The sequence below is a fragment of the Tychonema sp. LEGE 07196 genome, assembly GCF_963890365.1.
Lineage (GTDB): Bacteria > Cyanobacteriota > Cyanobacteriia > Cyanobacteriales > Microcoleaceae > Microcoleus.
In genome coordinates this window covers 1-10,757 of the sequence record NZ_CAWPRX010000094.1, presented here as the reverse complement: position 1 = coordinate 10,757, position 10,757 = coordinate 1, and the positions used below count along the sequence as shown (strand labels likewise).

Below are 10,757 nucleotides of genomic sequence, written 5' to 3'. Positions count from 1 at the left end.
CAACAATCACAATCTGCTCTCCCTCTCCCCCATTCTCCCCCTCCTCTCTGTGCAATTCCACCATTGCCCAAACGGGGGTATTGCGAGTCAAATCGAGGTTGTCTCCCGGCTCGGAGCGAGTCACGCCTAGAGCAGTATCAGTTTTGAGTACAGATGCTTGTTCGATCGGAATTTCTGCAGTTACTTGCGGTTCCAGTAAATCTACTGATACAGTATCTACATACTGAATACCTCCACGCAAGCACCGCAAAGCTGCCAGTGCTGCTGCACAGGCAAATACTGGCAGTGTATACCCGGATAAAGGTTGAGTTTGTGTCACGATGGAGTGCATAGATCCGTAAATTTGCCGGCGATCGACATCACCTACTAGCAGCGATCGCCCTCAAACATTTAAGCTTATTTTTAGAGTTTACTACGAGATGCAGTTCAGGTAATTTTTGTCAAGTAATAATTGTGTCCTACCAGTTGCCTTGAAGCCAGCAACACTTTTTGAGAAGAACGGGCGATCGTTCGATCGCCCGTTCCCGTTCTCCGCAGGGGTTCGGTGAAGAGTAGGATAACTATCCCCCTTCCAGAATCGCCCACCACCGACTCCGAAGCCTTACTGGCCCGCAGATGTTCACAAAACACCCGCAGGCGCGGCGAAGCTATCCCTCGCGGGCCAAATCGCCAGCGCGTCCAAGAGTAACAAACAAATTCCAGGAATTAAGTACAAATACTGTAAACAAATTTTTAAAACCAGATGGTTATAGCTATCTTCCACACACCTTGCATCCTTTTTCCCCCCATTTACCCCGTATTGAGTAGAGTTATGGTTGCGGTCTCGCAGGGGGAAGAAATATGAAGACCGCTACTAACCTCACGCCTCCATTTGTTTCGGATTCAACCTCTCAACTAGCTCACCGAACCACCCCATGCAACACCATTATTTTGCAACTCAAGGGCTGTCTCGGCGGCATCTCTGTCCTAGATTTCCAAATTAATTTGGAGCAAGCTTTGGAAACGGCCACCCTGAAAGTTGTCGTGGATCTGCAGCAAGTGGATGCTGTCGCGCCAGAGGGAATTGCCGCCCTCGCCCGAGGATTGGAGTTAGCCGCTATACTCGGCAAGTCGATCGTCTTTCATGCTATGGATTTAGCTATCTCTAGAGATTTGAGAGCCGAGTGGATGAGTTCGCGCGAAATTTGTTTTGGCCCTTGGGGCGATTTATTCGATCAGGAATTCGAGCAATTTTTGGCGGGCTAAATGCTGCGATCGCTTCCTTGTTAAGCCCTAAAACCTAGTTTTTAAATCGGCAAGTTAATATTTTTGCTCGTTACCAGGAAGAGCCTGGTAATGCAGATCCGGAGGCTCTGCCTCTCTTGAGCCGGGGACTTTTGGAGAAAAGACTGGCATTGCACAAGTCACGGAATCTATACATAAAGATGAGGTATAGCCTTTCTGTACTCTGGTATGAGGTAATATCCGGGATAGGGCATAGGGTTCCGTGGGCATAGGGCTATCCTCACTTTTTTGAGAACCGCTATATTGATCGATATATCCCTGAATCCCTCAATTCCCCAGTCTCAAACTTGTACGCTCGCGAAGCCGAAGAATCTCAAATCTCAAATCTCAAATCTCAACCTGTACCTCACCTTTTTGAGAAAGGGTATAGAGACGAGTATGGCAGATGTTTAAATTATTAAATTTTCCTTCCTTACAAGCTAAATCCCGAACATCGAACAATCGGGATATAATTTAACGGCCAACAATTAAGTGTTAATAGTTAACAGTTAATTGTTGACCGTCAAAAAGCTTTTTTCTGCCTTCAGTATGGCTGTGTCTCAAAAATCAGTCTTCAGTCCTGAGCCCTAGTTATTCAGTAGCAATTAACTAATCACAGAGTGCGTACCCAATTCTTAATTTTTTGCTAGCAACTAACTGATGACTAATGACCAACGACTGATGACTAATAAATTAAGCTTGACGCGAGTAGTATTCCACCACTAGCAGTTCATTAATCTGAAGAGCAATCCACTCGCGTTCGACAACGCCGTTGACTTTGCCGATCAGTTTTTGCTTATCAAATTCCAAGTGACTGGGCAAGTGAGCCAAGCCTGGATCTTTGAGATTGGTTTCCACCATCGTGCGCGATCGCTCTCTATTTTTGACTGCAATCACTTCACCAGGCTTGCACTGATAGCTGGCGATATTGACTTCACGATCGTTAACAGTGATGTGACCGTGATTTACCAATTGTCTAGCGGACGGAATGGTTGGAGCCATTCCCATCCGAAACACAGTATTGTCCAAGCGCATTTCCAAAAATTGCAGTAACACTTGACCTGTGGAGCCCGTGGCACGGCGGGCTTTGCGGACGTAACGGAGCAATTGGCGTTCCGTCACACCGTAATTGAAACGGAGTTTTTGCTTTTCTTGCAAACGAACCGCATACTCAGAGAGCTTTTTGCGGTTTTGACCGTGCTGCCCAGGCGGGTAATCGCGTCTGGGCGTTTTGCGGGTTAAACCGGGCAACTCTTTCAGGCGACGAACGATTCTTAATCGGGGGCCTCGATATCGAGACATTTATTTTCCTCTCTAATCTCTGTATGCAATTTTATGCAGACTCTATATTATATGTTTATAACGCTCAAAATTCTCACAAATATCAATAAAAAAATCGATCGACCGCAGCGAACCGTAATGTGCGGTAAATTCTGAAGGAAAAGCCGATCGCTCGATCGCCCCAATCAGCCCAAAAACTCACAACTCGATCAGCCATGCAAAAGCGCAATTTTCCCCTAACTTCTGCCCCAAAGCCAGCACCGCGCTGGATGTTAGCTCTCGGCACTCCCCTAGTCGCCCTGAGTTTGTTGGCAGTAGCACTGCCAATCTCCCCAGCATCAGCCATCACTCTGAGATTTCCCCGAACTCAAAATTCCTATCGCGTCTGCGCTAAAGAATTAATCGAAGCCGGAGTAGGGGCCGAGGCAGCAGCAGCAGCTTGTGCCGACGCGCTCCACCCCCGCGACATATCTAGATGCGCCCTCCAAATCAACCGCAAAACAAATATTTCTGGTCTCGAAGCCCTCTCTACCTGTCGGCAAGTGAGGCGGCCAGACGAATTGACTACTTGCGTAGTGAATATTCACACCAAAACAAAAACTCAACCTGCAGCTCCCCTGTTAGTGCTTGATGGGTGCCGCCGCAGTTTATTACCAGAACAGTTTGCTGAATGCGTCGTCGGGTTGAGCGGCAGGCTCGACTTTCCCACTGACAGGTTGCTGGCAACTTGTCTCGATCCAAGGGAAAAAGTGAGCCAGTTGGACGAGCGTCCTGCACCTACTCCTCCCGTCGAGCTAATGCCACCGCCTTCGCGGCTCAATTAATTATTTATTGGGAAATGGTAATTGGTAATTGCTAATTGCTAATTGTAGTGAGTGCGATCGTCCTCATCACAATCTGCGGGCGCACCTGCAACCTCATAAACTCGGTTTATAGCTTTTGTATGTGAGCCATGAAAATGTCCGAACAGTTAACAGTTAACAGTTAACTGTTAGCTGTTAGCTGTTAGTTGTTAGCTGTTAGCTGTTAAATAACTAATAGCTAATAACCAATAACTAATAACCAATAACTAATAACCAATAACTCTTTTAAATAATCAAATGTCACAAAATTTTGCTCAAATTACTGTCGAAGAATTAGGTCGCTACTTAGCAGAAAAAACGACCGATGCTGAGAAATCTCAGCTTGTGGACGTTCGGGAACCTTACGAAATTGAACTAGCGGCCCTGCCGGGTTTTGTAGTTTTTCCGCTGAGCGAGTTTGCCGAATGGTCTGGTGAAATTGACGCTAGACTAGATCGCGACACAGAAACCCTCGTGCTGTGTCACCACGGAGTGCGATCGGCTCAAATGTGCCACTGGTTGACCGAGCGAGGATTTACGAACGTTAAAAATATCGTTGGCGGCATCGATGCTTACTCAATGGTAGTCGATCGCACCGTGCCACGCTATTAATCTGACGCCCGCTCCAACTACGAACCTATTTTATGATTGCGTTGGGGCGGACACAATCCGAATCCTAATTAACAGTAGTAAATCGAAAATTCAAAAGCGTGCTCATAGTCAGCCGATCGCGCCCCTGTCTTTTCGAGTCGTAGAGAGCCTCATCAGCAGCCAGTACCAGCGTTGCTGAATCATTTTTCTGCCCGGGCACAACGCTGGCAATTCCCAAACTAATTGTCACCATAGAATTGGGCAGACAGTCAACCGTCTCCGGGCGAAAAACAATATTCAAAGCTTTAACTTTTAGCCTAATCTGTTCGGCAACAAGCAGAGCCTCCGCCGCGTCAGTTTGAGGTAAAATAACTGCAAACTCTTCGCCGCCGTAGCGAGCCGCTACATCAGTAGGACGCTGCAGCGCTCCGCGAATTGCCTGAGCTACCGATCGCAAACAACGATCTCCTGCTTGATGTCCGTAGGTATCATTATATATTTTAAAATAATCGATATCGCACAAAATTAAAGATATCGGCAACCCCTCGCGAGCCATGTGTTTCCATCCTGCTCGCAAGCAACTGTCAAAATGCCGTCTGTTGCCAATTTGAGTAAGTTCGTCCACATTCACCAAACCTTGCAGCCTTTGATTTTCTTGCTGCAATTCCTCAAAAACAACAGCCGAAAAACTGTCCTCGCACAAATTTTGCTCTTGAAAATACAGGCGATACAATTCGCAAGACAAGCTACAGTTATTTCCTTCTAGTTTGACAAGTCCCATGCTGTATAGCTGATAGGCCATCAAAGGTTCGAGGTGAATGCTATTTTTAGCACCGACAACTTAACCAGTAATTTAATTAATGTCTCAGCAACCGCAAACCACTCAATGTTACCAAAACTGTAGATCCTTCATGACCGATCACGCCGATCGGCATTGTGATATTTCCTAAAAAATTAGCAGCCAACAATAGTATAATGCAGCTTAGCGCAAAAACAATGTTTTGTTTGACTACATTTTGAGCGCTGCGGCCCAAACTAATTGCTTTACCTAGTTGTTCTAGTTTATCTGCCATTAATACGATATCAGCAGTTTCTAAAGCGACATCGCTACCGGAAATTCCCATCGCAATTCCCACGGAAGCTTGGGCGAGGGCTGGTGCGTCGTTGATGCCGTCTCCTACCATTGCGACGGTTTGATACTGGGTTTGCAGCTTTTTAATTAGGTGCACTTTGTCTTCCGGCAAAAGTTCGGCGTACACTTCGTTAATGCCTAGTTGTTGGGCGATGTATTGAGCGGTTTGTTCGTTGTCGCCTGTCAGCATTATGATATGTTCTACACCTAAATTTTGCAAGCGTTTTACTGTGGCTGCTGCTTCCGGGCGGACTGTATCTGCGACTGCAATGATTCCTAAAAGCTGACTGTTTTTTGCCACCCAAACAACGGTTTTCCCTTCGGCTTGCAACTGCTGGCTGATTTGAGTTAATTCGGAAGTTGCTCGGACAAATTCGGCTTTACCAATGGCAATGATTTGATTGTTGACTCGGCCGACAATGCCGCAGCCGATTTTTGCTTGTACGTCGATCGCACTTGACAACGATAACTCTTGCTGCTGGGCAGCTTGGACAATTGCTTGGGCGATCGCGTGTTCGGAATGAGCTTCTAAGGCCGCAGCCAATTGCAGAACTTCTGTTTCAGTATATCCGGCTGCTGGTACAATTTTGACAACTTGTGGTTTTCCCGTGGTGAGAGTGCCGGTTTTGTCAAAGGCGATCGCCCTGACTTTACCAATTATCTCTAGTTGCGCGCCGCTTTTAAACAAAATCCCTTGTTTTGCCCCGTTGGCCATACCCGAAAGCAGCGCCGGCATAATCGAAGCCATCAGCGCGCAGGGAGAAGCAACTACTAGGAAAATCAGCGCCCGATAAATTGTATCTTCCCAATTCCAGTTTAAAACAAAAGGCGGCAAAATTGCCAACAACAAGCCTAAACCGACAATTAATTTAGCATAACCGCGCTCGAATTTTTCCACAAATTGCTGAGAAGGAGGCGCTTCTGTTTGTGCTTGTTGTACCAGCCGAATCACTCGCTGAATCAAACTGCTTTCGGGAGTTTTGTGAACTTCCAATTGTAGCGCGCCGGCACCGTTAATCGTGCCTGCAAAGACTTCATCACCAACAACTTTTTCCACTGGCATCGATTCGCCGGTAATCGAGGCTTGATTGAGATTGCTGTAGCCTTGGATAATTATCGCATCTGTAGGAATAATTTCTCCGGGCTTGACTAAAATGCGATCGCCAATTGCCAATTTGTCGATCGCCACAAACCGTTCATCTCCATACATTATCACCCTAGCAGTATCCGCCGTCAAACTCATCAAACTGCGAATACTGCGTTCAGTCCGCTGCATAGCATAACCTTCCAGCGCGCCGCTAATTGCGAAGATTAAAATCAACACCGCGCCGTCAACAATTAAATGATATTCTTGCCGCCACAGCCCCAAACCTGCCGCGCCCAAAGCAGCAACAATCATCAACAAATCTACATCTAATTCGCGTTCTTGAAAAAGCGTAGTCAAGCCTTCGCGGGTGCTGGAATAGCCGCCGATTACGTAAGCAGCGGGCAAAATTAACACCGCTAAGCCCAGCCAACCGAGTTGTAGGGCGATCGAACCCAAAATTACCAGAATTCCGCACAGGGCAGCCGTCACAGCATCTGGATGTTCTGCGGCGAGGCGCGACAGGCGCGAGGTGGGGAGGGAATTGGGAGTCATGGGAAAATTTGACTTGGTAGAATGACTCCTGCATCGTAAACCTTGACATTAATGTCAATGTCAAGCTTTTGGTTTAAATTCCCTGCGGGTAGGGAAACGACACTGCCGTTTCCTGTATTTCGGGCGATCGCAAACCGCGATAAACAGTCGGTAAATCTGGCAAGAAAACAGCATTGCCATGTCCTGCACAAACAAACATAGTCCTGGACACATCAAGCCAAAGAAACCCGGTTTTTTACCGAATCTGTCGGCTACAATCAAGTATTTTCCTAAAAACCCGGTTTCTGACCGCCCGTGCGTCCAAGACTATATAGCGGTTCTCTAAAAAGTGAGGATAGCCCGGTTTGCCCGGTTTGCCCGGTTTGCCCGGTTTGCCCGGTTTGCCCGGTTTGCCCGGTTTGCCCAATGCCCTATGCCCTATGCCCTATGCCCTATGCCCTATGCCGGATAGTACCTCATCTTTTTGAGAAAGACTATATCTATCCCAATCGCGAAATCAATTCATCAGCCGATAACTGAGGCAATTGTTCCAACAACAATGTCAACTCTGCGACAGGTAAAGCCAACAAATTAGCAACCAGTGTAGGTAAACTATCACCAACTTCATTTAACCGCAGTGCCAAGACATTTTCTGCTAACAATCTCACCGCTTCTTGCCTACCTGCTGCATCCACCGCGAGCATAGATATCGCCAGTAAAATCACCGTAAACTCGGCAGCAGGTATCCTGGAGACGGGAGAGAGAAACGCTATCATCAACGAGTCTAGTTCTCCAAATCTCACTCGCAGAAAGTTCTCTAAAATTAAGCGCTGTTGTTCTTGTCTTCCTTGTTCTAATCCTTGCTCTAATCCTTGTTCTAATCCTTGTTCCTGTGCTGCTTGTAACTGTTCTTGAAAGAGAGGTGCGATAGTCATAATTAACTCCCGGTCTTCTGTTTCTATGGGCTGTTCTAAATTTGCTACTAAGTTTGATTGCAGTCGATACAGCAATTCTAACGCATTAGTTCGCAGGGGGTTGTCTGCAGCCAAGGCGATTAACTCGGCCACTGCTTTTTCCTGCACCTTTCCTCTGCCCAAAATCCTCAGCCACAAGGTTTCGGGAGTTTTTGGCAACTGATGGATTACCACAATTGCCGATCGCAAATATTCCCCCAAAAAATAGATTCCCGGCATCCAATTGGGTTCGTCTGGTTGTGCGCGAAACCCGTTTAACAGCGATTCTGACGCTGTGGGAGTGAGAATCCACAATTTCGGAAAATCATTTTCGTTAAGTCGAAGATTGTCTCTTCTGGCTTCTCGCTCTAATTCGCTCTGAATATCAAACAATTTGCTGATGCAGCCGACAACTTCCCTGATAGTTGCCGGGTTGCGGAACGGTTCAAAAATTGCCGTCGCCGTTGCTAGTTGCCCCAGCAATCCTAAGTTTTCGATATGTTCTGGGACTGTGGCTTCATGAGTAAAGTAAACATCGATTTCTTGCACTTCGGAAGTGACATCGCGACCGATATTGACTGTTCCTAATGGAGACAGCATCTCTTCTAGGTATTCTTTGGCAAAGCGATCGTGAATTAATCGAGTCATTCGATTTTATATTTAAGATGTTGGATTCACTGCATTAGTTGATTTTATCATGCTTTAAAGCAATATTTTTAATGTTAAATTATTGCAAAAATAAGAAGTATTTACAAAGTTTGAATCAATTTTTTTCTCGCAATAACAGCTTTAAACTTTGAGTCTTGTTGACCATTAAACGCTCTCAAATAAGAATATTAATTATAAAAATTGAATAGTCCCGCGCCGGACACGGCAATGCCGTTTACCTACAGAGATCGGATATAATTTAGAAGATTTAGTCCTAGTTTGCAGAATTGGTATGATGCAGCAACAATACCTGACAATCAAACAACTTACTGAAGCGGTAAAAGGCACAATTACGCCTCGGATGGTGCGGCATTATCACGCTTTGGGGCTGCTATCTCCGGCCGTGCGATCGACCTCTAACTACAGACTTTACACCCGCAGCGACGTGCAAAGACTTCAAAGAATAGTCGCACTCAAGCAACAAGGCTTTCAACTGTCTCACATCCGCAAATTGCTAGAAACTGACGCGGATGCTTCTCCTGACGCGCTGGTGGCGGCTTTGCAACAGCAATATCTGTCGGTAATTCAGCAGATTGTTCGCCTCCGAGAAACGGCTTGTGCACTGGAAGGATTGCTGGGGCGGGATCTTTCGTGTCAAGCGGTGCAAGCGGGCGCACTGGCGCAATTGAGGCTGTTGCAGGCGCAAACTGACGGGGAGTTGGGACAGTTGGAACAACTTTGGAATGGTTGGGATGCGGGGGCGCACACTCACCCGGAGGCGTTTGGGGAGTCGTTGCAGCATTTGTTGCCGGATTTGAGCGATCGCTCGGAAATTGAGGTAGACTTGCTTTCAAAACTGGTGTTGGCTTGCGGTGATTGTTCGCTGCTGCCGTTTGTGAAGTTGAGCGAAACGGCGATTAAATCGGCGCGGGAAGCTTTGAAAAATCAATGTCAAATTGTCGCTGACGTGCCTCCTGTGTGTGCGGCTTTGGATAACACAAGATTGGCGCATTTAGGAACAAGTATTGCAACTTTAATTGACGATCCGCACATCAATGCTGCGCCGGAAGCTGAACAGGAATTTTGGGCCGATCGTGAGTGGTTTGAAAAGTTGTTGAAATTGGAAAAAAACTGTATATTGGTGATAGGATATGCGCCGTCTGTGCTGATGGCGGTGTGCGAGGCGATCGAGAACGGGCAACTGCAACCGGCTTTGGTGATTGGAATGCCGATCGGGTTTAGTCATTCTCCGGTGGCGAAACGGCGGTTAGTGCGATCGGGCGTTCCTTATATTACGACGGTGGGAACTTTTGGCGGTGGCTTATTGGCGGCGGTGGCTTTGAATGCTTTGGTTGAGTCTTTGATTGAAAAGCCGAATTGTCACTGTCATCTCAAGTGACTAAGGCAACAAATATAACTCACACAGCAACAAAGTTACATTAAAGAGTTTGTTCAGATTTATGTTAGATAAATTTGAAAGTTGGATTCAGGACAAACGTCAGGAAATTGAAAACTGGGGTTATCAATTAGAGATTGTAAAATCTCCGTCAGATGTAGCTCAACAAAGTCTACGCTTGGACTTAGATTCTGATAATTATATCGCTCGAATAACACTATGGGAATCGGGAGATTCTCAACTAGAAATTATAGATGTTGTTTCAGAAAAAATGGTGTTTGATGAATATTTAAAGATTCAGGCGAATTTTAACTTCAGCAAAGCTTGTGAAAACTTATTCAATATTTTGAATTTAAACATTTGTTGAAAAGGAGTTAAATATATACATATTGAAACTTCTTTGTATAAAAATATTGTAACTGGTCAAAAAATCGCACCCAAAATTACGATCTATCCAGATGTGAGGAATTAAAAAAATGGAAGAAATAAAGGCTAAAATCATCAAAATTGCTACCAATATCATTAACCAAGAAATAGATTTATTAGATGGATGTCGTAGATTAGTGCATCTTCAACGTGAATTAGCAGAGCCACCTGAAGCCTTCTTTGTATTAAGAGGAATAGATTCCGAGACAGATATTTTTCCTATTGTCCCCGCAGAAAGAAAACAATGGGTTTCAGAAGCGTTGTCAAGATTAGATAGAGAAAAAAATGAATATATTTCTTTAGTAAAAGAGGAAATAATAGAAGCCTGTAGGGAAATAATACAGCAGATTCCACATTTATGAAGTACACCGCGCGATCGTTAGCTCACCGTAGGGACACGGCATTGCCGTGTCCCTACATTTCATAAACTGGAATACGCTGTAACTAGCCTTAGCACTGAACAGACGCCGAATGGCAGCTCATTCAACCACTAAATCGCGAACAACAGCGTACAAATCAAATTCTCCTTTCTGCGGTTGCAAATTTACATCGTTGCTTCTTCCTTCACCACTTCCCCAGAGCCCCCCAAACAGCACCCGAAACCTGT

At 45.8% G+C, this 10,757-nt stretch carries 13 protein-coding genes and 1 pseudogene; 6 read left to right on the top strand and 8 right to left on the bottom strand.

The features are described 5' to 3' along the window. Together AACV78_RS11755 and AACV78_RS11750 are read right to left on the bottom strand one after the other, a co-directional pair. Positions 1-331: cobalt-precorrin-5B (C(1))-methyltransferase (locus AACV78_RS11755; RefSeq protein ID WP_228042694.1), on the bottom strand; the 331-nt coding region annotated here is incomplete at its 3' end. A gap of 95 nt (positions 332-426) precedes the next feature. Continuing rightward, the gene (locus AACV78_RS11750) at positions 427-630 is read right to left on the bottom strand and encodes a hypothetical protein (RefSeq protein ID WP_194009594.1); all 204 of its coding nucleotides are present in this window, start codon (positions 628-630) and stop codon (positions 427-429) included. 210 nt (positions 631-840) lie between these two features. Here AACV78_RS11750 and AACV78_RS11745 point away from each other — a divergent pair, with 210 nt between their 5' ends. Then, positions 841-1,245: an STAS domain-containing protein gene (locus AACV78_RS11745; RefSeq protein ID WP_194009593.1), complete on the top strand. Its 405-nt coding sequence runs from the start codon at positions 841-843 to the stop codon at positions 1,243-1,245. 711 nt (positions 1,246-1,956) lie between these two features. On the opposite strand, the gene rpsD is transcribed toward AACV78_RS11745, so the two are convergent. Then, positions 1,957-2,565 carry a 30S ribosomal protein S4 gene (rpsD, locus tag AACV78_RS11740; protein ID WP_194009592.1) on the bottom strand — a complete coding sequence of 203 codons (609 nt, stop codon included), beginning with the start codon at positions 2,563-2,565 and terminating at the stop codon, positions 1,957-1,959. Between the two features lie 194 nt (positions 2,566-2,759). Here rpsD and AACV78_RS11735 point away from each other — a divergent pair, with 194 nt between their 5' ends. Both AACV78_RS11735 and AACV78_RS11730 read left to right on the top strand, forming a co-directional pair. Beyond that, positions 2,760-3,368, top strand: a complete 609-nt coding sequence (locus AACV78_RS11735) for a hypothetical protein (protein ID WP_194009591.1) — start codon at positions 2,760-2,762, stop codon at positions 3,366-3,368. A 276-nt stretch (positions 3,369-3,644) separates the two neighbouring features. After that, positions 3,645-3,998, top strand: coding sequence for a rhodanese-like domain-containing protein (locus tag AACV78_RS11730; RefSeq protein WP_194009590.1), 354 nt, complete (start codon positions 3,645-3,647; stop codon positions 3,996-3,998). A gap of 64 nt (positions 3,999-4,062) precedes the next feature. Here the strand turns inward: AACV78_RS11730 and AACV78_RS11725 are convergent, their stop codons facing one another. The 5 genes and pseudogenes from AACV78_RS11725 to AACV78_RS11705 form a co-directional block, all read right to left on the bottom strand. Then, positions 4,063-4,602 carry a diguanylate cyclase gene (locus AACV78_RS11725; protein ID WP_339383592.1) on the bottom strand — a complete coding sequence of 180 codons (540 nt, stop codon included), beginning with the start codon at positions 4,600-4,602 and terminating at the stop codon, positions 4,063-4,065. Positions 4,603-4,698: 96 nt separating this feature from the next. After that, positions 4,699-4,806 (bottom strand): annotated as a pseudogene (locus tag AACV78_RS11720) (AAA-like domain-containing protein); the annotation flags it as partial. Positions 4,807-4,834: 28 nt separating this feature from the next. Continuing rightward, positions 4,835-6,748 (bottom strand): heavy metal translocating P-type ATPase, encoded by a 1,914-nt coding sequence (locus AACV78_RS11715; RefSeq protein ID WP_194009589.1) that lies wholly within the window; start codon positions 6,746-6,748, stop codon positions 4,835-4,837. A 73-nt stretch (positions 6,749-6,821) separates the two neighbouring features. Further along, entirely contained in the window at positions 6,822-6,947 is a 126-nt protein-coding gene (locus AACV78_RS11710) for a hypothetical protein (protein ID WP_255512945.1), read from the bottom strand. Between the two features lie 280 nt (positions 6,948-7,227). Beyond that, positions 7,228-8,328, bottom strand: coding sequence for an RpnC/YadD family protein (locus AACV78_RS11705; RefSeq protein WP_194009588.1), 1,101 nt, complete (start codon positions 8,326-8,328; stop codon positions 7,228-7,230). Positions 8,329-8,620: 292 nt separating this feature from the next. Here AACV78_RS11705 and AACV78_RS11700 point away from each other — a divergent pair, with 292 nt between their 5' ends. The 3 genes from AACV78_RS11700 to AACV78_RS11690 all read left to right on the top strand — a co-directional run bounded on the left by AACV78_RS11700 (position 8,621) and on the right by AACV78_RS11690 (position 10,512). After that, on the top strand, positions 8,621-9,727 hold the full coding sequence (locus tag AACV78_RS11700; protein WP_339383591.1) for a precorrin-8X methylmutase: 1,107 nt from the start codon (positions 8,621-8,623) through the stop codon (positions 9,725-9,727). Between the two features lie 61 nt (positions 9,728-9,788). Beyond that, positions 9,789-10,091 (top strand): immunity protein TriTu family protein, encoded by a 303-nt coding sequence (locus AACV78_RS11695; RefSeq protein WP_194009587.1) that lies wholly within the window; start codon positions 9,789-9,791, stop codon positions 10,089-10,091. A gap of 109 nt (positions 10,092-10,200) precedes the next feature. Further along, the gene (locus AACV78_RS11690) at positions 10,201-10,512 is read left to right on the top strand and encodes a DUF2489 domain-containing protein (RefSeq protein ID WP_194009586.1); all 312 of its coding nucleotides are present in this window, start codon (positions 10,201-10,203) and stop codon (positions 10,510-10,512) included. Positions 10,513-10,757: the final 245 nt, after the last annotated feature.

Excerpts from the sequence above, each read along its gene's own strand:
- AACV78_RS11745 (WP_194009593.1), top strand. The coding sequence starts at position 841 with ATGAAGACCGCTACTAACCTCACGCCTCCATTTGTTTCGGATTCAACC.
- rpsD (WP_194009592.1), bottom strand. The coding sequence starts at position 2,565 with ATGTCTCGATATCGAGGCCCCCGATTAAGAATCGTTCGTCGCCTGAAA.
- AACV78_RS11735 (WP_194009591.1), top strand. The coding sequence starts at position 2,760 with ATGCAAAAGCGCAATTTTCCCCTAACTTCTGCCCCAAAGCCAGCACCG.
- AACV78_RS11730 (WP_194009590.1), top strand. The coding sequence starts at position 3,645 with ATGTCACAAAATTTTGCTCAAATTACTGTCGAAGAATTAGGTCGCTAC.
- AACV78_RS11715 (WP_194009589.1), bottom strand. The coding sequence starts at position 6,748 with ATGACTCCCAATTCCCTCCCCACCTCGCGCCTGTCGCGCCTCGCCGCA.
- AACV78_RS11710 (WP_255512945.1), bottom strand. The coding sequence starts at position 6,947 with ATGTTTGTTTGTGCAGGACATGGCAATGCTGTTTTCTTGCCAGATTTA.
- AACV78_RS11705 (WP_194009588.1), bottom strand. The coding sequence starts at position 8,328 with ATGACTCGATTAATTCACGATCGCTTTGCCAAAGAATACCTAGAAGAG.
- AACV78_RS11700 (WP_339383591.1), top strand. The coding sequence starts at position 8,621 with ATGATGCAGCAACAATACCTGACAATCAAACAACTTACTGAAGCGGTA.
- AACV78_RS11695 (WP_194009587.1), top strand. The coding sequence starts at position 9,789 with ATGTTAGATAAATTTGAAAGTTGGATTCAGGACAAACGTCAGGAAATT.
- AACV78_RS11690 (WP_194009586.1), top strand. The coding sequence starts at position 10,201 with ATGGAAGAAATAAAGGCTAAAATCATCAAAATTGCTACCAATATCATT.